Annotated in this window: 16 protein-coding genes; 7 read left to right on the top strand and 9 right to left on the bottom strand. The window is 62.0% G+C overall.

The window, feature by feature from the left end; genetic code table 11:
• Nucleotides 1–4: 4 nt before the first annotated feature.
• Nucleotides 5–2020, top strand: coding sequence for an alginate lyase family protein (locus FYJ85_RS03915; RefSeq protein WP_154417056.1), 2016 nt, complete (start codon nt 5–7; stop codon nt 2018–2020).
• Nucleotides 2021–2930: 910 nt separating this feature from the next.
• Here FYJ85_RS03915 and gatA read toward each other — a convergent pair.
• The 3 genes from gatA to FYJ85_RS03900 are packed head-to-tail and all read right to left on the bottom strand — an operon-like array spanning nt 2931 to nt 6351.
• Entirely contained in the window at nt 2931–4370 is a 1440-nt protein-coding gene (gatA, locus tag FYJ85_RS03910; protein ID WP_420856444.1) for an Asp-tRNA(Asn)/Glu-tRNA(Gln) amidotransferase subunit GatA, read from the bottom strand.
• Between the two features lie 11 nt (nt 4371–4381).
• Nucleotides 4382–4687 carry an Asp-tRNA(Asn)/Glu-tRNA(Gln) amidotransferase subunit GatC gene (gene gatC, locus FYJ85_RS03905; RefSeq protein WP_106053803.1) on the bottom strand — a complete coding sequence of 102 codons (306 nt, stop codon included), beginning with the start codon at nt 4685–4687 and terminating at the stop codon, nt 4382–4384.
• A gap of 14 nt (nt 4688–4701) precedes the next feature.
• The gene (locus tag FYJ85_RS03900) at nt 4702–6351 is read right to left on the bottom strand and encodes a diphosphate--fructose-6-phosphate 1-phosphotransferase (protein WP_154417054.1); all 1650 of its coding nucleotides are present in this window, start codon (nt 6349–6351) and stop codon (nt 4702–4704) included.
• 132 nt (nt 6352–6483) lie between these two features.
• Between FYJ85_RS03900 and FYJ85_RS03895 the strand changes: the two genes are divergently transcribed.
• Nucleotides 6484–7758, top strand: coding sequence for a S41 family peptidase (locus FYJ85_RS03895; RefSeq protein WP_154417053.1), 1275 nt, complete (start codon nt 6484–6486; stop codon nt 7756–7758).
• On the opposite strand, the gene FYJ85_RS03890 is transcribed toward FYJ85_RS03895, so the two are convergent.
• From FYJ85_RS03890 to FYJ85_RS03870, 5 genes are all read right to left on the bottom strand, one after another.
• Nucleotides 7708–9204, bottom strand: a complete 1497-nt coding sequence (locus FYJ85_RS03890; RefSeq protein WP_154417052.1) for an alkaline phosphatase family protein — start codon at nt 9202–9204, stop codon at nt 7708–7710. The two genes, FYJ85_RS03895 and FYJ85_RS03890, sit on opposite strands and share 51 nt — an antisense overlap.
• A gap of 87 nt (nt 9205–9291) precedes the next feature.
• Nucleotides 9292–9480, bottom strand: coding sequence for a hypothetical protein (locus tag FYJ85_RS03885; RefSeq protein ID WP_106053799.1), 189 nt, complete (start codon nt 9478–9480; stop codon nt 9292–9294).
• Nucleotides 9481–9819: 339 nt separating this feature from the next.
• Nucleotides 9820–11466 carry an alkaline phosphatase family protein gene (locus FYJ85_RS03880; RefSeq protein WP_106053798.1) on the bottom strand — a complete coding sequence of 549 codons (1647 nt, stop codon included), beginning with the start codon at nt 11464–11466 and terminating at the stop codon, nt 9820–9822.
• Nucleotides 11467–11489: 23 nt separating this feature from the next.
• Nucleotides 11490–11678: a hypothetical protein gene (locus tag FYJ85_RS03875; protein ID WP_106053797.1), complete on the bottom strand. Its 189-nt coding sequence runs from the start codon at nt 11676–11678 to the stop codon at nt 11490–11492.
• 341 nt (nt 11679–12019) lie between these two features.
• The gene (locus FYJ85_RS03870) at nt 12020–12448 is read right to left on the bottom strand and encodes a helix-turn-helix domain-containing protein (protein WP_154417051.1); all 429 of its coding nucleotides are present in this window, start codon (nt 12446–12448) and stop codon (nt 12020–12022) included.
• Between the two features lie 182 nt (nt 12449–12630).
• Between FYJ85_RS03870 and FYJ85_RS03865 the strand changes: the two genes are divergently transcribed.
• The 5 genes from FYJ85_RS03865 (at nt 12631) to FYJ85_RS03845 (ending at nt 20919) form a co-directional block, all read left to right on the top strand.
• On the top strand, nt 12631–13299 hold the full coding sequence (locus tag FYJ85_RS03865) for a response regulator (RefSeq protein ID WP_106053794.1): 669 nt from the start codon (nt 12631–12633) through the stop codon (nt 13297–13299).
• The gene (locus tag FYJ85_RS03860; RefSeq protein ID WP_154417050.1) at nt 13286–14881 is read left to right on the top strand and encodes a sensor histidine kinase; all 1596 of its coding nucleotides are present in this window, start codon (nt 13286–13288) and stop codon (nt 14879–14881) included. Before FYJ85_RS03865 ends, FYJ85_RS03860 begins: the two co-directional genes overlap by 14 nt.
• A 161-nt stretch (nt 14882–15042) precedes the next feature.
• Nucleotides 15043–16041 (top strand): LacI family DNA-binding transcriptional regulator, encoded by a 999-nt coding sequence (locus tag FYJ85_RS03855; RefSeq protein WP_158704058.1) that lies wholly within the window; start codon nt 15043–15045, stop codon nt 16039–16041.
• A 49-nt stretch (nt 16042–16090) separates the two neighbouring features.
• Nucleotides 16091–16816 carry a type II secretion system protein gene (locus FYJ85_RS03850; RefSeq protein ID WP_154417049.1) on the top strand — a complete coding sequence of 242 codons (726 nt, stop codon included), beginning with the start codon at nt 16091–16093 and terminating at the stop codon, nt 16814–16816.
• A gap of 14 nt (nt 16817–16830) precedes the next feature.
• Entirely contained in the window at nt 16831–20919 is a 4089-nt protein-coding gene (locus FYJ85_RS03845; protein ID WP_154417048.1) for a sugar-binding protein, read from the top strand.
• On the opposite strand, the gene FYJ85_RS22935 is transcribed toward FYJ85_RS03845, so the two are convergent.
• A partial coding sequence (locus FYJ85_RS22935) for a hypothetical protein (RefSeq protein WP_206212956.1) occupies nt 20897–21477 on the bottom strand: 581 nt, incomplete at its 5' end. The genes FYJ85_RS03845 and FYJ85_RS22935 overlap by 23 nt on opposite strands.

Genomic DNA, 21477 nt, shown 5'->3' with positions numbered 1-21477 from the left:
CAGAATGCTGGATCTCCGCAAGACCGGTTTGTGCGCCGCCGCCATCGGCTGCGGCGTACTGGCCGCCGCAGCGGCTTCGCCGCTCCCCGAACTCTCCCCGGAAAAACGGCAGCTGCACTTCGAAGAGCTGTTCCGGAATCTCGATCCCGACTGCCTCGGCGCCGGATATGCCGCCGCCCGGCAGGCCGGGGACACGCAGGAGGCCTGCCGCCTGATCGCCCGCTATTTCCGCGAACGGCCGCAGGACTTGCTGAGTGCCGGTTCCGACCGGCGCCGGTATAACGCCGAAAGGGCCGATCGGGCGGTCCGCGGCGAGATGGAGGAGGTCAACATCCCCTGGAAGTTCCCGGAGGGCCGGGTCAACTTTCTTTTCGACCCGACTGCCGTTGAAGGGCCGGTCAACCACGAGTGGCTCTGGCAGTTGAACCGTCACGGTTACTGGGGCGATATGGCGAAGGCGTTCGCTTCCACCGGCGACGCGAAGTACGCCCGGCAGTTCAATATCCAGCTTCGCGACTGGGTCGCCCAGACCGATTGCCCCGCTCGGTGGAACGGGCCGGGCAGCGCCTGGCGGACCATCGAAGCGGGGCTGCGGCTGATGGGTTCCTGGCCTGTCGCTTTCGACATTTTCCGCCATTCGCCGGAGTTCACCGATGAAAACCTCTGCCTGATGCTCGCTTCGATGCACCGGCAGGCCATTCATCTGATGGAACACCCGACCAGCGGAAACTGGCTGCTGATGGAGATGAACGGCGTCTACACCTTCGCCACGCTCTTTCCGGAGTTCCGGGATTCCGCGGAGCTGCGGGTGAAATCGGCCCGGATTCTCTCCGACGCGCTTCGCGGACAGATTCTGCCCGACGGCATGCACGACGAGCTTTCGCCCGACTATCACAGCGTGGCTTTCAACTGCGGCTTCGGAATGCTCCGCCTTGCCCAGCTGTACCAACGGACCGGTGAGCTGCCGCCGGATTTCGCGCCGCTGCTTGAAAAGGCTGCCGAGGCTTATCTCGCGCTCGCCACGCCGGGGCTCACCCAGCCGCGGACCAACGACTGTTTCACACTGCGCACGGAGGCGGTACTCGGGAAAGCGGCTCAACTTTTTCCCGGGCGGCCGGATTTCCGGTGGGCGGCGGACAGACGTTCCGGAGGGACGCCGCCGGTAGGGGAGACCGCATCGCGTTTTCTGCCGTGGGCCGGATTTGCCGCCATGCGTTCCGACTGGGGGCCGGAAGCGGCCTATCTCTGCTTCGACGTCGGTTCGCTCGGCATGGGACACCAGCATCAGGACAAGCTCAACATCAATTTGTACAAAGGCGGCGAGGAGCTGATTTTCGATGACGGCGGCGGCCAGTATGAGGAGTCCGACGCCCGGCGTTACGGCATATCCGCGGCGGGGCATAACACGATTCTGGTTGACGGCAAGCCGCAAAGCCGCCGCGGTCCGAAAAAGCTTGAACAGCCGGTTGACGCGGGCTGGATTTCCACGCCGGAATTCGATTATGCGCGGGGGAGTTACGATGCGGAGTTCGGCGCCGGACGGCCGGACGAGCATACCCGCGAGGTGCGTTTCTGCAAGCCGGATTTCTTCTGTGTCGTCGATACGCTGACTCCCCGCGACGGGAAAGCGCACGATTACGAGCTGCTTTTTCAGCTCGATACGTTGAAGACGGTCCCGGTTCCGGAGTTTGCGGGGGCGTTGAAGTCCGATTTCGGCCGGACGTACGATGTGCTGATTCTGCCGCTCTTTCCGGAGGAGCTGACGGTGTCGGCGGTTTCCGGGCAGACGGAGCCGCGCATGTCCGGCTGGTATGTCGGACGGAACGAAGCAAGACTGCACCCGGCGACTACCGTGACGATGAAAGCGGCGGGAAAACGGGAATTCCGCTTTGCCACGCTGCTGTTTCCGATGCGGCGCGATAATCAGTTGCCGGAGGTGAAACAGCTTGCGCCGACCCGCTTCCGCATTGCCTTCAACGGTCGGGAGTTTGACCTTGACCTTGACCGGTTGCAGAGATAGGGGAGCGAAGCGACCGGGTTCAGGGCCTTTCGGCCCTGGCGAGGTACCAAGGGGCGCGGAGCCCCTTGGCGGAGTCTGAGGCGGCGCCTCAGGTTGACCCGGGCAAAGCCTCAGCGCAAAAATCCGCAACGAAGTTGCGGTGCTTTGCCCGGTGTGAGCGACGCGGCGAATGCCGCGGAGCGGTTAAAGGGTCTATTGCGTTGCAATTCCGGCCAACCATGATTGACCGGAGCCGCGAACATTGTTTGAATGCGCGTCCCTGATGTCACAACACGCCTGTGGGGAGCGAAGCGACCGGGTTCAGGGCCTTTCGGCCCTGGCGAGGTTCCAAGGGGCGCGGAGCCCCTTGGCGGAGTCTGAGGCAGCGCCTCAGGTTGACCCGGCGAAGCCCCAGCTTAGAAGACCGCAATGAAATTGCGGTGCTTCGCCCGGTGTGAGCGACGCGGCGAATGCCGCGGAGCGGTCAAAGGGTCTATTGCGTTGCAATTCCGGTCAACCATGATTGACCGGAGCCGCGAACATTGTTTGAATGCGCTCCCCCTGATGTTACAACACGCCTGTGGGGAGCGAAGCGACCGGGTTCAGGGCCTTTCGGCCCTGGCGCGGATTCTTAAGGACGCGCAGTCCTTAAGTGGAGTTTGAGGCAACGCCTCAAGCAGACCCGTGCAAAGCCCCAGCGCAAAAATCCGCAACAAAGTTGCGGTGCTTTGCCCGGTGTGAGCGACGCGGCGAATGCTGCGGAGCGGTCAAAGGGTCTATCGCGTTGCAATCCCGACTAACAATGATTGACCGGAGCCGCGAACATTGTTAAAATGCGAGCCCCTGATGTCATAACGCACCCGGTGGGGAGCGAAGCGACCGGGTTCAGGGCCATTCGGCCCTGAACCCGGTCGCTTCGCTCCTTTTACGGTCAGTTCCGCGTCAGCGTTTGAGCAGCGCTCAGCAGTCTGGCTTCGGCCATCGCGGGCGCCAGCAACTGCACACCGACCGGCATCCCCGTTTCCGCATCGGTTCCGGCCGGAACGCTGATACCGCAGTTGCCGGAGAGATTCAGCGCAATCGTGAAGATGTCCGACAGGTACATCTGCAGCGGATCGCTCTTTTCCCCGAACTTGAACGCCACCGTCGGCGTCACCGGCGTCAGCAGCACGTCGCAGCTCTTGAACGCTTCCTCGAAGTCTCGCCGGATCAGCGTCCGCACCTTCTGCGCACGCAGGTAGTAGGCGTCGTAATAACCGCTCGAAAGCACATAGGTTCCAAGCAGGATGCGCCGCTTCACCTCGTCGCCGAATCCTTCCCCGCGCGACTTGAAGTAGGTGTCAACCAGATCTTTCCCGTCAACCCTCTTCCCGTAGCGCATACCGTCGAACCGTGCGAGGTTTGCGCTCGCTTCAGCCGTCGCGATGATGTAATAGACTGCAACCGCGTATTTCGTGTGCGGCAGCGAAACTTCGACCAGCTCCGCCCCAAGCGATTTCGCCTTTTCGATGCTCTCTCGCACGGCTTTTTCTACGCCTGCGCTGAGGCCCCCTTCTGCGAAATACTCCTTCGGCAGACCGATCTTCACGCCTTTGAACGACTCCGGCGCTTTGCGGACCGCTTCGGCGAATCCGCCGGCCGGGTCCGGCAGCGAAGTCGAATCCATCGGGTCGTGCCCGGCGATCGCATCGAGCAGGATCGCGGCGTCTTCGACGTCGTGCGTCATCGGCCCGATCTGGTCGAGACTCGATGCGAAGGCCACCAGACCGCTGCGGGAAACCCGCCCGTAGGTCGGTTTGAGCCCGACGATTCCGCAGAACGCCGCAGGCTGGCGGATCGAGCCGCCTGTGTCGCTGCCGAGCGCCGCCGCCGCGAAGCTCGCGGCCACGCAGGCGGCAGAACCGCCCGAGGAACCGCCCGGAACCCGCTGCGGATCGCGCGGATTCGCCGTCTTCTGGAATGCGCTGTTCTCGCAGGAGGAACCCATGGCGAATTCATCCATATTCAGCCGCCCGAACGGAATGAAGCCGTTCGCCTTCAGCTGCGCCACCGCGGTCGAATCGTACGGTGAAACGACCGGCTCAAGAATTTTCGACGCGCATGAACAGGTTTCCCCCTCCGCGACGATGCAGTCCTTGATGCCGACCGGAATGCCGTCGTACGGGCTCAGGGGAGAACCGGATGCGCGGCGGCGGTCGGATTCCTCCGCCGCGAGCATGACGGCCTCTTTGTCGAGCTTCAGAAACGCCTTGATGACGTTGTCTTCCTTCTCGACCCTTGCAATGTAGTCCGCCGTCAGTTCGGCGGAGGTGTAGACGCCGGCAGCGAGGTCTTCCGCGATCGCGTGGACCGGCCGGTCTTTCGTGTTCAGCATGGCCATGGTCAGTTGCTCCCTTCGCCGGGCAGCACCTGCGGCACCCGGATCAGATCCCCGTCGATCAGCGCCGGGGCGTTTGCGAGCATCCGGTCACGGTCGTACGACGGCTCCGCCGCGTCCTCGCGCCAGACGTTCGTCAGCACGGCCGCATGCGCGGTCGGTTCGACGCCGGCCAGGTCGAGTTCGCTCAGGCTGGCGATGTAGCCGACGATGCTTTCGAGGTCCTTCCGGAGCTTCGGAAGCTGCTCCTCCGAAAGCTCCAGACGGGCCAGCGCCGCCACGTATTCGATATCGATGCGGGTATCTTCCATGATGGCGGTCCGGATTATTTGCTCTGCTCGAGCATCAGGGTCTTGGTCACGAGATCGCAGACCTCCGACGGCCCGAAATACTGGATCGGACCCGGGTAGACGTAGGCCGTCTCCTTCGCCCATTCGCCGCGCTTCGACGCGAAGAACGCGAACGGCTTGCCGTCGAGCTCGACCAGCGCCTTGCGGATGACCGGCTTGTCGTGGCCGTGACGGCGTTCGATGTTCATCATCATCGTGATCGGAATGCCGCCGGCAATCCATTCGGAGGCGGGCTTCGTCGTGTTGCGGACGCTCGACATGTAGCCGGTGCGGCCCGCGCCGATCAGCGCCGCGGCATTGTAACCGAGGCTGTAGCAGTAGTCGGCATCGTAGTTCGACGGCGCCGCGCAGCGGCCCTCGTAGCCGAAGAAGTGAACCTGCGTGCTGAATTTGCCGTTGAACTTGCCCTCGGCCTTCATCGCCTTGAGCTTCGTGGCGACCATCTCGGCGAGCATCTTCTCGGTTTCGATCAGCGAAACCTGGACATTGCCGTGCGGGTCGCGGTCGTTGCAGAGCTGCATCTGGATTCCGGCCGGCAGCGTCGCGAAAACGGCGGCGGACTCCTTCGTGAGGTTCGCAAGCGCGAATTTGACCTTGTCGGCCTTCTCCATCGCGTCAACCTTCTCCGCATTCGCGGCGAGCAGGTCGTTCAGCTCGGAAATCAGCACCTTGATCTCCGGCACGAACTCGATGAGTCCTTCCGGAATCAGCGCGACGCCGAAGTTCATCCCGGCGGCCGAACGGGCCGCGACGACGGCCGCGATCTCGTCGACGATCTGGCCGAGCGTCATCTTCTTTTCGGCGACCTCTTCGGAGATGATCGCGATGTTCGGCTGCGTCTGCAGCGCGCATTCGAGCGCGATATGCGAGGCCGAGCGGCCCATCAGCTTGATGAAGTGCCAGTACTTCTTGGCGGAGTTCGCATCGCGGCCGATGTTGCCGATGAGTTCGCTGTAGACGCGGCAGGCGGTGTCGAAGCCGAAGCTGGTCTCGATCCACTCGTTCTTGAGGTCGCCGTCGATGGTCTTCGGGCAGCCGATGACCTGAATCGGAATGCTGTGCGACTTGAAGTATTCGGCGAGCATGCAGGCGTTCGTATTCGAGTCGTCGCCGCCGATGATCACAAGCGCGGAGATGCCGAGCGCTTCGCAATGTCTGCGGGCCGCTTCGAACTGCTCGTCGGTCTCAAGTTTCGTGCGGCCGGAGCCGATCATGTCGAACCCGCCGGTATTGCGGTGCGCGTCGATGATCGCGTCGGTCAGCTCCATGTACTCGTCCTTCACAAGCCCGTCCGGCCCCTTCAGGAACCCGTAGAGCTTGTTCGTCTTGTTCAGCGACTTGAGCCCGTCGTAAAGGCCCGCGATGACGTTGTGCCCGCCCGGGGCCTGCCCGCCGGAGAGAATCACGCCGACGTTGATCGCCTTGGCCGCCGCGCTGCCGCCCGCCTCGAAGGTCAGGACCGGGCTGCCGAAGGTGGTCTTGAAAATCGCCCGGATCTTTTCGACGTCGGCCACCGCGGTGGTCGGAACGCCTTCGTTGACTTTCACATTCGCGCCCCCGGCCAGCGCGGGGGGGAGTTTCGGGGCGTAGGCGGCGCGCGCCTTCTGCAGCGGAGAGATGCTCATGGTAATCTTCCTGTATGTTAATATGTTGACTGGGAACGTATCGTTCTATAAAATAATCCGTAAAACGCCATTTATCAAGCTGGAAATCGTCGTGAAAAAGGCTATATTCCCGGATAAAGGAGAAATATCGCAATGAAAATCAGACTGCTGCCGCCGCTGTGCCTGCTGGCCGTCCTTGCCGGATGCGCCGTTCCGGAGCCGCCTCCGGCGCCGGAACCGGTCCACTCGGCTTCGACCTATGAACAGGCTGCGCTGCTGGCCGGAACCATGGAGTTCCTGCACCAGAACTACGTCGACGCGGACCGCGCCGGATATGAAAAGCTGCTGACCGCCGCGCTCCGGGGAATGATGCGCGAACTCGATCCCTATTCCGGCTACGAACCTCCGGCCGTTTACGAGACCAACGAAATCGCCCGGACCGGCGAGCATACCGGGATCGGCGTCGAGCTGGTCAAGCCGGGGGAGAATTCGCCGCTGGTGGTCACCATGACCGTGCCGGATTCCCCCGCCGCGAAGGCCGGGCTCGTTCCGGGCGACCGCATTGTGCGCATCGACGACAAACTGGTCGAGCCGCTGCCGCTCGAGGAGTGCGCGAAACTTCTGCGCGGAGCCGCCGGCAGCAGCGTCAGGCTCGAGGTCGTGCCGGACGGCGGCGACGACAGCCGGAACATTGCGGTCAGGCGTGAAAAGGTCGTCGTCAGTTCGGCGCCGGTCGAAGCCGCACACCTGATCGGCGGCGATATCGGTTACCTCAGGATCAACAGCTTCAACAGCCATACGCCGTCGGAGACCGCCGCGGTTCTGGAGAAGCTGCGGAAGGAGGGCATGACGCGCGGACTTGTCATCGATCTGCGCAACAATCCGGGCGGCCTCGTCTCGGGCGCGTCGGAGACCGCCTCGCTGTTACTGCCGGAGGGCGCCGAGCTTTTTTCCGCCAGGCATCGGAACACTCCCGAAGCGCAGGTCGTCAAGGCCGCGGCGGGCGCGGAAAAACTGCTCGATCTCCCGATCGTCATCCTGATCAACCCGTTCACCGCCAGCGCGGCCGAGCTGTTCTCCGGCGCGATGCAGGATCATCGCCGGGCGACGCTGGTCGGCATGAAGAGTTTCGGCAAGGGGACGCTTCTGCAGGTCGTGCCGCTGGCCAACGGCGGCGCCCTGCGCTATGCGGCCGGGTATTACCGCACTCCGAAAGGGCAGGTCATCGAAGGGCGCGGGCTCCGGCCCGATATTCCGGTGGAGCTCGGGCTGCCGCAGATCTGGAGGCTGAACGCCCAGCTGGCGAAACATCCCGGCATTGTCCGGCCCGGCGGGAAGGACGTCGTGCGCGACACCCAGCTGGAGGCGGCCCTCAGCCTATTCCCCGACCGGAGTGATGCCGAGAAGTCCGAGCAGGACGGGAAATAGCTTCGTGCCGGTAACCGGTTTCTTGATGCTTCTCCGCAGTTCCGGTCCCAGTTCCGGGTGCGCCTGCCGGAAACGGTCGGCAAGGTGGATCAGCAGGATGAGTTCCTCGTCGGAACGGTAGTGTCTGCCGTGGTCCGGCAGATAGAGGAAGGCGGCGTAATCAGGGCATTTCCGCGCTTCCGCAGCGAGCAGACGCAGCGTTTCGTCGAAATAGAGCAAGCTCAGGCCGTATTCGTCCACGCCCGGATTGGCGGCGGCGAGTTCCGGCGGCGGCGCGATGTTTCCCTCGTGGTTGCCCATCAGCTTGAGGACAACGAGTTTCCGGCCCGACAGCGAGCCGGCTTCCCGCCATTTTCGCAGCAGCGCGACCGCGTTGCGGTCGATGGACATGTGCCGGTTCCGGGCCGGCTCCGGGTCAGTCAGCCAGACTGTCCGGTCCGCGGTGTCGCCGATCATCCGGAGATCGGTCAGGAAACCGCGCCAGGCGGCCTGAGTCGTGCAGAATACGGTTTCGTACCGTCCGGCCGCCGCGTATTCGAACAGATTCGGAACTGTGCGGAACTCCTGCGGGCCGCTGTCCGGCCCGGTTCCGGTCAGGATGGAGCCGACGATGTAATCGGTAGGAGCCTGGCCCGGATACCGCCTCTCTCCGGCGGCGGGACAGTGCGTCCGGATCTCCGTATGGCAGATCCAGTCCGGCGAATGCAGCAGCTCGGAGAGAAACAGCGTTTTTTTCTCCGCGAGCTCCCGGTACGGGACGGCGGACTGGGATTCGCCGATTACCAGAAAGAAGACTCCAGCTGCGTCGTCGCGGCGTATGACGGGAGGGAGCCGGTCCCGGTTTGCCGTACCGTGCCGTTCGGCATACTGCGCCTGGATTCCCCGGTATTCGAGCGCGTTCCGGATGGTGCCGCCCGCGAAAGTGGCGGGAAGGAGCAGAAGCCAGAGCAGGAAGGCGGCGCCTCCGGCCGGCAGCAGAAACCGCCGGAAGAGGGGCGCGGGCTCCGGGCGTTCGGATTCCAGATAGGAGAACAGCGCGATCAGGAGAATCAGCAGCGGAACTCCCTTGAACAGGGCCTTGTCGCGGTGTTCGGCCAGAATCGCCGCAATATCCGCCGTCACGGTCTGCCGGAACAGAAGGTGCAGCATGGTTTCACACTGAAAAAGCACGAGCAGACCCACCGGCAGGAGGGCCGCGACCTTGCAGCAGGCCCGCAGAACCGGTTTTTTGACGCAGCCGAGGTCGAAGGAGAACCAGAAGACGGCCCAGAGCGTCCAGTGAATCAGGCTGAGGAGCAGCAGGAGCGGCTGGAGATCAGCCCGGGTGTAACAGAAACAGTCCGCCGCAGTTCCTGCGAGCGGGATGATGCCGTAGCAGAGCGCTTCATGCCTGAAGCGTTGAAGCGGGTTGCCGGTTTGTCCGGCGGGATCTTTTCCGAATTCCATGATGTTTTCCCGGTTTGACGGTTTTTTGATTCGACGGAACGCAAGCCCGGAACCTGTATGAAGTCCGTTTGAAAGAATAGTTCCGTATCACTCCTCCCGGCCGTCGTTCCGGTCCGGACGGGAGAAAAAGCGGAGATGCCGCCGCAGGAATTGTTTCAAATGGAAGGTCCAGAGTTTTGCCGCCAGAAGAGCTCCCAGAAACGCTCCGGCCAGGCATTGGAGAAGTATGCTGCCGCTGCCGGGATCGAGGTAGGCGAGAAAGAAGATACGGTTCATTTTCGGTCTCCGGTCCCATAATAGTTAATACGTGGTGCAGAGGGCGAGGCGGATGCACGGCGGTTCGGCGGAAAAGCACGTCCGGCATTGCGGCCGGCAGGAAAACAATGGCATGACAACAATCCGCCGCCGGCCATAAGACACGGAATCCGCCGGAGGCCGGAAAAGACGGGAAATCGATGGTAACCGACTCGGCAGAAATAAATTAAGGGAAGGATATTCGGAATTGTTTACACAACATACTAACTATTATAAGAAGTATGTTTTCAAGTATAATATTATTATAGCGTGAATAATTTGAAAGTCAATCATTCAATCCGATGAAATTGTCCCTTTTTCTCAAATCTGCATGTCGGGATTTGATACGCCGAGAAGTTCGAGCATGATGCGGAACACGTCGGCGCTCATGAACGGTTTGGAGAGCTCTTTCCGCAGTTTTCGTTCCAGTTCCGGGTGCGCCCGGCGGAAGCGGTCGGAGAGATGGATCAGGAATGGAATTTTCTCTTCGGTAACGTAATTCTTGCCGTGGTCCGGCAGATAGAGGATCGCGGCGAGATCGGGACACTGCTTCATCTCCCCGACGAGCTGCCGCAGAGTTTCGTCGAAATAAAGCAGGCTCAGACTGTATTCGTCCATGCCGGGATTCGCGGCGGCGAGCTCCGGCGGCGGCGTGATGTTTCCCTCGTGGTTGCCCATCAGCTTGAGGACGACGAGTTGCCGGCCGGAGAGGAGGCCGTTTTCGCGCCGTTCGCGCAGCCGGGCGACCACGTCGCGGTCCATGGACATATGCATCTGCCGCGCCGCATCGTCCGACTTCAGCCACTCGGTTTCGTCCGCGCAGTCGCCGAGCAGCCGGATGTTCACGAGGAAGCCGCGCCATTGCAGCTGGGAGCTGCAGAAAAAGCTGCTGTAACCGCCGGCCCGGGCGAAGTCGAAGAGATTCGGCACGTCGTAGAAACGCCGGACCTCCGACTGCTGCGAAAGCGGCGTCAGCATCATCGACACCGCGTAATCCGTGGTGACCTGGCTCCGGTAGAACCACTCGCCGTCGGTCGGGCAGAAGGTATGGGCGTCGCTGCAGGAGATCCAGTCATTCGACTTCAGGATTTCCGACAGGAACAGGGGCCGTTCTTCTGCGAGTTCCAGATAGGGGGCGGCGGACTGCCGTTCACCGATGATGAGAAAGAAGACGTTCGGGGCGTTGTCCCGCACTTCGACCTCGCCGGTCAGGAGCTCCGGCGGCAGAACGTGCCGTTTTTCGGTGTACCGGTCCCGGATGACGTCTTCCCACTGGTTTTCGAACAGGGCCTTCCAGGCCGGTCCGGCGGCGAAGAAGTAGGCCGTAAAGCAGAACAGCAGTGCGAGCGCGATCTTCAGGCGCTTCCCGGAACCCGGAGCCGGTTCTCCGGTTCTCCGCCCCGGCTCCAGATAGTAAAAGGCGAAGAAAGCGGCGATGTCGGCCAGCAGGAGCTTGAGCAGGGGGATGCTCAAATACCGGAGGACCGGCAGCAGCATGGACGGCGTGTCCAGCTGCCGGTGCAGGAATTGCAGCGTGACTTCAAAGTTGAAGAACAGCGCCGCCAGGGCCGGGAGAAACGCCGCTGCCCGGCAGAACGCCCGGATATACCGGCGTCTGCCGAAAAGGAAATCGGCCAGAACCCAGAGAGCGCTCCAGCTGAGCCAGAAGCAGATCGAAAGAATGCTGTACCGGAACATGACGTAATCGTAATCGTAGTTCAGCCGGTCGACCGTCATGCCGATGACCGGCAGGAACAGATACGGGAGATAGTCGTATTTCCACAACTGCGGGCGGAGCCCCGCCCGGCGGACCAGCTGCGGGAAGAATGCGCAGAATGCCGCGGCATAGAGAATGTATAAAGTCGTTCCCGCGATTTCCGCCGGGGAGAACCCTTCGCCGGTGGCATAATAAAGACACCAGATCACGCTCCAGAAGAGCGCGACAAGCCAGATATGGAGATATTTCACAATGCGGCAGGGAAGCGGAGTTGTCAGTTGTCGGACGAATCCGGCCTGGAATCATTGCCGCGGCCGCAGATGCGGCGCGCCAGATGACCGATGCGGCCGGACCAGAGCTTGATGGTCAGCAGAGCGCCGAAAGCGCCGGCGAGAAGCGCCTGGATCAGAATGCTGCCGCTGCCGGGGTCGATATAGCCGATGAATGGAAGAAGTTCCTGCATTTTATATTCCCTCATTATAAGATTCTTCATGCAATCCGGAATTCCGAATTTTATACTATAAGACGAAGAGAAGCGGGAATTTATTATCGGAAGAACCGGAATTTTCCGGAATTTTGTCATGGCGCCGGTCCGGGAGCGGGAGAATGCACTGTTGATTCAGAAGGTAAATACTCCGTTTCCCGGAGCGTGATACGATCTCTGCGGAATCCGGCCGCGGGAACGCCCGTTTCCGGAGGCCGGGCCCGGCAACAGCGCCAATATCGCCGGAACGCGGTTTTTCAGCTCAGGGGTTTCATGCCCCCGGGAATCCCGGGATGCTTCGATCTGAAGGCCAAAGAGCTTCATTCTTCTTCTTTCCGGCAGGACTCCGCAAGGGTTTCGATGTAGATAATGACCTGATCCTTATGGCGTGGCGGGAGCTGCCGGAATTTGCGCAGCAGCGTGATTTCGATGTCGGCCAGGTCGGCGCCGACCATATACGGGATCATGACTTTCGAATCGATGTGGAGCTGGACGAACCGTTTCAGGTCCGATTCCGCCGCCTGCATTTCGAGCAGCATGTCGTAAATCGTCTTGAAATGTTCGGGGGCCAGCGGGCTTTTTCCGCCGCAGATCTGGCAGACGTATTGCCGGGTGATGCCGAGCTTCGAGGCGATCTGGGTCTGCCGGATTCCATACTTCGCCAGAAGCACCTTCAGCCAGATGCCCAGCTCGCGACGTTTGTCCATATAGGGCGACATGACCTGTTCCTCCTGCTTCCGCCAACTCAAACGGGTTGGTTCCGTTCCTCGCAATTACATTTATCAATATAATATGGCCCCGGCCAAAGTCAAGCGTTCCGGTGCAAAAGTTATAAAAGACGCTTGACAAATTCGGGTTTTATTCCGGCTCCGTCTTGAAAACGGCCGCATTCCGGGTTACATTGAAACGGATAACAGGGAGCGATTTGCCCATGAAAATTCTGTTGCTGGAAGACGATCCGCAGACGGCGGCGTTCATCCGGAAGGGGCTGGAACAGGCCGGGTTCACCGTGGCCCATTCCGGCGACGGCCTCGCCGGACTGGTCATGGCGCAGGAGGAGGAGTTCGATCTCGCCGTCGTCGATGTCATGCTGCCGCGGCTGGACGGGTTCGGCGTCGTCCGGAAGCTGCGGGCGACCAAGCCGAACGTCCCGGTCATCATCCTCAGCGCGCGCGATGCGGTCGAGGACCGGGTAAAGGGACTCGAGAGCGGCAGCGACGACTATGTGACCAAACCCTTTGCATTCGTCGAGCTCCTGGCCCGGATTCATGCGCTGCTGCGGCGCGCCACGGCGGCGGCGGAGCCGACCGTGCTGACTTACGAAGACCTGACGCTTGACCTGCTCGGCCGCCGGGCGAACCGGGGCGGAATCCGGCTCGACCTTCAGCCGCAGGAATTTTCGCTGCTCGAATTCCTGATGCGGAACGCCGGGCGGGTCGTCTCCAAGACCATGATCATGGAGCACGTCTGGGAGTATAACTTCGATCCGCAGACCAATATCGTCGAAACCCGGATCTGCCGCCTGCGCGACAAGGTCGACAAACCGTTCCCGAGAAAGCTGATCCGCACGGTCAGGGGGTTCGGTTATGTCCTGGAGTAGCGGCTTCGCCTTCTTCTCGAAGCTCCGCTTCAAGGCCGCGCTCTGGTATCTTGTGCTGTTTGCGGCGTCGTCGGTGCTGCTTTTTTTCCTGGTGTCGCGGTATGTCGCGAACGATATGCTCCGGGGCGCCGACTGGCTGCTCGAGTCGACCGTGCGCGATCTGGCTGCAACGTACCTGACCGGCAAGAACACGGCGCGGTACGGGCAGCAGATTCCGCTGGCGGAGGTTCCCCGGATGGAACTGGCCGCATTCCGGGCCCGCTTCCCGGGGATCAGGCCGCTGATCGCCTACCGCAGCGAGGTCGGTGACCAAACGTTCCATACGCTGTTCGGCAGCCGCTGGCGCGAACTGTACGAATTCCGCCTTGAGTCGGACGGCCGGGCGTACAGCAGGCTTCTGAATCCGGAACAGAACCTGCCGTTCCTGCGCAAGGAGTTCGAAGACAAGCTCCAGTCGTTCGGGTCGGACAACATCTATTTCCGCTTCCGGCGGCCGGACGGCCCGGCGTTCGAAAGCAACGGGCTGCGGAAGGGCGGCGGCGACACGGCCGGCTCCGGCTTGTCGACCGTGACCGAGGACGGCCGCCGCTTCCGGGTCATGACGCTGTCGCTTTTCGACGGTTCGGTCATCGAGGCCGGGCGCTCTCTGCGTGATATGGACGAACGCCTTGCGGCCTACACCAGGCTTTTTCTGGTTTTTCTCGCGGCGGTGCTGACGCTCGGAGCCGGAGCGGGTTATCTGGTCGCCTGGCGCCTGACCTCCGGCATCGAGCGGGTCAGCGACGCCGCGCGCCGGATCGCGGACGGCGACCTGTCGCAGCGGGTCGGGGCGAAGCATGAATCCGACGAGATCGACCGGCTGGTCGACGCCTTCAACGCGATGAGCGAGAATAACGAGGCGCTGGTCACCGAACTGCGGACCGTCACCGACGACATCGCGCACGATCTGCGCACGCCGCTGACCCGGATTCGCGGCATGGCCGAGGTGACGGCGGCCGGGGAGACATCGCCGGACGGTTTCCGGGAGATGTGCGGCGCCGTCGCGGAGGAGTGCGACTCGATGATGCAGTTGATCAACGAAATGCTCGAAATCACCCGCACCGAATCCGCCATCGACCGGCTGGAGCGTTCGGAGTTTTCGCTCTCCGGGCTTGTCCAGCAGGCCGGCGCGCTGTTCTGCGAGATCGCCGAGGACCGGAATGTGGCCCTCGCCGTTTCCGTTCCGGAGCAGGAGATTGCAATCCGGGCGGATAAGCTCAAGATTCAGCGCATGACGGCCAATCTGCTCGACAATGCATTGAAGTTCACGCCGCCGGGAGGCCGGGTGGAGCTGACGCTGGCGCTGCGGAACGGGGCGCCGGTACTGGAAGTGCGCGATACCGGCTGCGGCATCTCCCCGGCCGAGAAGGAGAAAATCTTCAAACGCTTCTACCGCTGCGACGCGAGCCGGACGCTGCCCGGCAACGGCCTCGGTCTCGCCATGGTGCAGGCGATCGCCCATGCGCACCGGGCCCGGATCGAAGTTGAGAGCGAACCCGGCAAAGGGAGCTGTTTCTCGGTGATCTTTCCTCAAAATACATAAAAATTCAAGTTTTTTTCGGTTTGCCTCTTGACAACCGGAGTAAAATTGATCATAATAATAGCGGATCAATCAAAACGATTTGATTCTTTTTTTTGAGTGCATCGTCAAAACGATTTGATTAAATGCGCCGATATGGAATTTCAACTGGAGAATCGATCATTATGGCGAAACGGGCGGCGACCATCATCGATGTGGCGAAAGCGGTCGGGGTCTCTCCGAGTACGGTGTCGCATGCGATCAGCGGCAAACGCGAGATCAGCATTCCGGTGAAGGAGCGGATTTTTGAGAAGATCCGCGAGCTGGACTATCGTCCCTCCTTCTTTGCCCAGGCGCTGAAGAACAGCTCGACCGGGCTGATCGGCGTGGTGGCGAACGAGTGCCGGAACCCGAGCGCGGCGATGTTCATCGATGCGCTGACGGCGGAGCTCGAAAAGTTCTCATACCGCCCGGTGGTCGGCCTGACCGGGCTGAATCACGAGAAGGGCGAGGAGATGCTGCGCCGTTTTTCGAGCGGTCTGGTCGACGGTGTCATCAACATGCTGCCGCAGATCGCTCCCGAAGAGGCGCAGCAGCTCTGCGGCAGTGTCCCGGTGGTGACGAACATCCGCGAGCAGCTGATTCCGGTCTGGCTGGATTACAACAAGCTCACGCTCGATATCCTGACCTACCTCTGGGGCATGGGTCACCGGAAGATCGGCTACATCACCTCCCCGCTGCGCATGGACCGGCAGGATACGACCGTCGAGGTCATGGCGAAGTTCTGTGCGGACGCCGGGGTGGAATTCAGTCCGGAACAGGTCTACGAGGGGGACGACACCATCGAATGCGGCATCGCCGGGGCGGAGCGGATTTTCCGGCACGGAAAGGTCACCGCGATTTTTTCGGGAAACGACCAGATGGCGTTCGGCGTCTACCGCTGGGCTTACCGGAACGGAATCCGGATTCCGGAAGACCTGTCGGTCATCGGCTTCGACGACGTGCCGCAGGCCGCGACGATCATTCCGCCGCTGACCACGGTCCGCTTCCCGGTGAAGGAGATCGTCGAGCATACGGTGAAGCTTCTGGTGGCCAAGCTGAAGAAGCATCCGCTCGTTCCGGGCGGGGTCACGCTCGACATGCCGCTGGTTGTCCGCGACTCCGTCGCCGATTTGAATGCATGACCCGTTGCTTTGCAGATATGGAAAACACGCAAATAAGGAGGAAGGCCTGATGAAAAGAAATCCGTTTACTCTGATCGAGCTTCTCGTCGTCATTGCGATCATCGCAATTCTCGCTTCGATGCTGCTGCCCGCTCTGAATCAGGCGCGCGACCGTGCGAAGGTCAGCGCCTGCATGAACGTCCTGAAGCAGACCGGCAGCGCGATGGCGCTGTATCAGGCCGACAACCAGGATTACTGCCCGCCGACGCAGGGCGACAACCCGAGCGCCGTTACCGGAGGCATGTCGGGTCTTGACAGCACCTCGTACAAGTACGAATGGTACGATGCCGTGCTGCGTTACGCGAGCTCCTCCGAGCGCGAGATCACTTACAGCGACGGCGTGAAGAGCAAGGTCTATGCGTTTTTCGTCTGCCCGATCAACCGAGGCAGCTTTGCGGCGGGAGAAAACGGAACCGGACAGTGGGGGAGTTACGGCTACAGCCACCGTTTCGGGGCCAGAAAGATCACGACCTTCAAGCATGTGTCGCGTTCCGCGATCATTCTGGACAGCAAGCAGTACTTTTTCCATAACCACCACAACAACACGCTGCAGAATATCGCCAAATTCGCGCATTTCCGGCCCGAAACTCCGGCCGGCAGCACGAATATGCTGATGGGGGACGGCCGCGTCGCCTCCAAACAGTTGAACGAATTCCTCGGCTCCGGTCCGTACGGCGGTTCGGATTCCGGTTACTCGAAGTACAATCTCACCCTCGATCCCACCCGCAGCTATTGAAAGGGTTGCCGCAGATGAAGTTATTTTTTTCCATGCTGTTGGCCGCCGCCTCGTTCGGGCTCTCGGCGGCTCCGGAGTTCGCCGAAATGCCGGTCGGCACGGACGGCGCCTGGCTCATCAGGGGGCGCGGCGAAGTCGACGCGAAGCTCGGCCGCGGTCCGGCGGGCGGCCGGGAGGAGGCCGTCTCGCTCTCCTACGATTTCAGCCGCTGCCCGGACCGGCGCAACAGCTTCGCCCGGGTTGAGTTCGGGCGCGATCTGGTCGGCATGCCGCAGGAGTTCAGTCTCGAGCTCCGCTCCGACGTTCCGGAACGGGAACTGCCGCTGGCTTTGTGGATTCACGACCGTTCCGGCGAAGTCTACCTGATGCGTTTCAAGTTCAGGGGCGACGGGTGGCAGACGGTCAAAGTCCCGATGATGCGCGCCGCCGCCTGGAAGAGCGGCGACGGCAACGGCAAGCCGGACCTGCCGCTGCGTTTCGCCGGAATCCTCCTCGATATGCCGGGAGAGAATGCGAAGGGAACTGTCGATATCGGAAAAATTTCAGTCACAGCCGATCTCGAACCGGTCGAAATCCTCGGTTATCCGTCGCTCGAAAAATATGTGGACAAGGGGCGTCGCCCCGCGTTGAAGCTGAACCTGACCAGCCGGGAGAAATTTCCGTTGTCGGATTACCGTTATTCCCTCCGGGCGACCGACCTCTATTCCGGCAGGCGTGTGCTCGAGACCGGCGGTTCCTTCGAAGGAATGGCGCAGTTTCCGGAGGAGATCGCCTTTGACGTTCCGTACGGCCAGATTCAGGTTGAATTTGAAGTGACGCGCGGCGACGTCCGCCCGATCTATTACAAAGGGAGTTTCGCGCACTTCATGCCGGAAGGGTTGTCGGAAGACCCGGCGGTTCGCGCCTGGGAGTACGAATATTCGCCGCTCGGCGGCGTTTTCGGCAGCCTTTCGCCCGGGGACGCGAATGTCTACGGCGCAAGCTGGATCCGTTTCGAACACCCGAACTGGCGCGACAACGAAACCGCGCCGGGGACGTATGATTTTGCCGGTATGCGCGCAAAGATGCAGCCGTTCCTTGATGCGAACGTCCGTCCGGTGATTCTGCAGTGCCTTTACCACTATCCGGAATTCCCGGAGCTGACCGATCCGAACCGGTTCGCGCTCGGCTACGGGCGGCACTTCCGGCAGGAGGCCGCCGCGCTGAAGGGGATGACCCGTTATTTCGAGCTCGGCAACGAGGACAACGGCCACACGAAATTCCTGTACACCGAAGTCGCCCGCCACGCCGCGGCCGCCATCCGTTCGCAGCAGCCGCTCGCCGTTCTCGCCAACAGCGGAACCGCGCACATCGACTACAACTGGCTCGAATTCCAGCGGAACCGCGGCCTGCTCGAACATCTCGACGCGCTCTGCGTGCATCCGTACACGAACAACTCGACGCCTTCACAGGAGGTCGGTCCCGAAAAGGGCAAGGTCTACGAGAAGCTTACCCAGCTGAACGACATCGTCGATGCGGCGGGCGGAATGAAACAGCTCTGGAGCACCGAATACGGCTGGCCGAACAGCAGCCGTCCGAACGGCGAACACGACCGCGCCGACCTCTATGTGCGCGAAATGATCGTCGGCGACATGGCCGGGCTCGACATCAACGGCCTCTATACCTGGGACCGGGATTACGGCATCGTCGGCCGTCCGGCCGGTGTTGCGATCCAGACCTACACCCGCATGCGGGAGGGGCGCCGCCTGGCCGGTTTCTACCGTGAAGGCGGGCTTTGGATCGCGGTTTACGAGCGGGACGGCAACGCGACCGCCGTGGTCTGGACGCCCGAAGCCGGAACTTTCCCGAACCCGGTCCGGGGCGGCGCGTATTTCGATCTCTTCGGCAATCCGCTGAAGGAGAACGAGGTGAAGATTTCGCAAAGTCCGGTCTATGTGCGGAATGCGGAGAAGAGCGTGCTCGACCGCGCCCGCGCCAATACCGTGAAAATCGCCCGGCAGCGGCTCGAAAAGAACACGCGCCGCACCGCGGACAGCGGCAGCGGAGCCGCGCTCTTCAGCGGACTTGAGGCGTGGAGCCGTGCGCAGGGCGCGGTTTCGCAACGGGAACAGACCGTGATCGCCCGGCGGCTCGACCATGCGCTGGCGCAGGCGCGGCTGGACGGCTCGCTCCCGGCGTCGAAGGCGGACTTCGCGGCGCGGCGCGCGGATCTGGAGAAGAAGGTGGTGGAAGCCAATGCGAATCTCGAAGATATCCCGAGCGTCCGCTACCTGCTGAATTCCGGCGCGAAACTCGAGGCGGAATCGGCCCTGATGAAGAATCCGGTCAACCCGGTCAACACGATGGCGAAACTGGTGTACGATCTGGCCGACCGGTTTGCGCGGGACGGCTGCCGCGTTCAGTACGCCGTATTCGCGAACCTCTACATGCGGCAGGGCGAGGCGCTGAAGGAGCGGCTCGTCTTTGTGCCGGGGCGCCGGACCGCGGTCCGGGCCCGGATCAGTTCGTATGCGCCGGAGAAGGTGGAGGCGGTGGTTCGTCCCGTCCTGCCGGAAGGGTGGAAGGCGTTTCCGGAGAGCCGGAAGGTCGAAGTCGGGCCGGAGGAGCCGGTTTTTGCGGATTTCCAGATCGAGTGTCCGCCCCGGCCCGCCGAACGGAATCTGCTCCGGCTTTCGGTCGAACTGCCGGGCCGCCCGGCCATGGTGACCGGCTTCAACGACCTCGAAGTGGTTCCGGCCCTGACGGTCGAAGCCGAGCCGGTTGCCGGTGCGCTGCCGGATACGCCGCTTGCGCTCGTGGTCCGCAACCGGGAGAGCGCCGCGGTTTCCGGCGAGGCGGTGGTCAATACGCCGGACGGCAATCAGGAGCTGGCCCGCTTCAAAGTGCCGGAACTGGCTCCGTACAAGGACGTGACGATTCCGGTCAAACTCGCGAAAGTCACGCCGGAGATGGCGAAGGAATGGCGCGTCGCCATCCGTTTCAAGCTCGACGACGGACGTGAGTTCAGCGTTCCGGCCGATCTTGATTTCGTCCATGCGACGGCCGCGGCGAATCCGCCGAGAATCGATGCGCGGCTCGACGAATGGAACCGTGCGCTGCCGCTCAAGATCAACAAGGCCGAATATACGCGCGGTTCATACGGCGACGGCTGGACCCCGGAGGACTGCAGCGCGGTCTCGATGCTGATGTGGGACCGGAACTGCCTCTACTTCGCGGCTGAAGTGAAAGATCAGACCTTCAACCAGCAGTTCACCGGCGACTCGACCTGGCAGCAGGACAGCATTCAGATCATCTTCGCCGACGCCGAAGAGCGCAAGCCGTTCCAGATCAATCTTGCGCTGACTCCGGCCGGCCCGCAGGCGTGGGGCGACAAACTGCTGACCGATGCGGCGGTCTCCGTCGAATACCGCGACGGGAAGATTCACTACGAAGCCGCGATTCCGTGGCGCGTGTTTCCCGGCAAGCTCAGGGATGCGGTTGAAAAACGCGAATTCCTGTACGGCATCGCGGTCAACGACGACGATGCGATCGTGCCGCGCCGCTTCCTCGAACGGTTCGAGGGCAGCATCGTTCACGGCAAGAAGGTCGATTCGTTCGCCCGGGTCACGCTCGGCGGCGAGCCGCCGGAGGCGGTGGACGACGGCATCGTCTTTGAGGACGATTTCGCCGCCGATGCAGCCGGGAAAGCCCCGCTCAAATGGTTCTACCACCGCAACAACCTGCCGGAGAACTCGATCCGGGTCGTCGATGCGGCGGATGCGAAGGGCGGCAAGGCGCTGCGGCTCGATAACCGGATCGGGAATAAACCGAATCACTTTGCGATCTGCATCGTCGAGCTTCAGCTCGTGCCGGGCGCCGAGTATGAACTGACCGCCCGGGTCAAAAACGTGCCGGAAGGGGCGAACGGCACGATCGGCGTCTGCGCCGACAAGTGGGGCAACAAGAGCCAGAGCTACGCGAAGCTGCCGCCCGCGCCCGGCTGGCAGGAGATCCGCAAGAGTTTCCGCGCCCCGGTCAACGGCAATCTGAATCTGATCATCCGGAACACGGCCGCATTCGACGGAATGCTGATCGATTCGATCAGGGTCGAACGGAAGAAGTAGCACGTTTTCCGGAGAAAGCGCCGCGCGGCGGAATCTCTGATTCCGGCTGCGCCGGCGCCTCTTTTGTTTCCCCGGCCAGCATGCCGTTGTCGCGGTAATATTTGCGGAGGAATGTGTTTCTGATCCATTCCGCGGGCAGTTTCCTGCCGGATTGCCTGTATTCGTCGATCTTCTTCTGAAGCGCGCAGTCGCGTTCGTACTGTTCGCGGAGCGACGCGGTACCGGCGACCGTCTCGCGGATCGCGTGTGCAATCGCCCGGTTGGCGAGCGCGAGCGCCTCTTCGGGCGTCGAAAGGCCGCCCGCAACCCGTTCGTACGCATAGCGGATTTTGTTGTCCGCCAGCGGGTAATACGGGCTCAGGCTCTCCGGCAGCGCGATCGTGCGCGCCCATTTGAGTTCGTTGGCGTGCAGGTTCCCTTCGTATTCCCGTCCCGGCGGGGTGCGGTAGTCCGGATTGTTTTCGGCCCATTTCGGGTTCGGGGGCAGTCCGTCCGAGTCGCGGATGATGATGTCGTTGTACTCCCGGCTCGCCAGGAAGAGCAGGAAGATCTTCGCAT

The organism is Victivallis lenta (genome assembly GCF_009695545.1).
Taxonomy (GTDB): Bacteria; Verrucomicrobiota; Lentisphaeria; order Victivallales; family Victivallaceae; genus Victivallis; species Victivallis lenta.
This window is presented reverse-complemented; position numbering and strand designations above follow the sequence as displayed.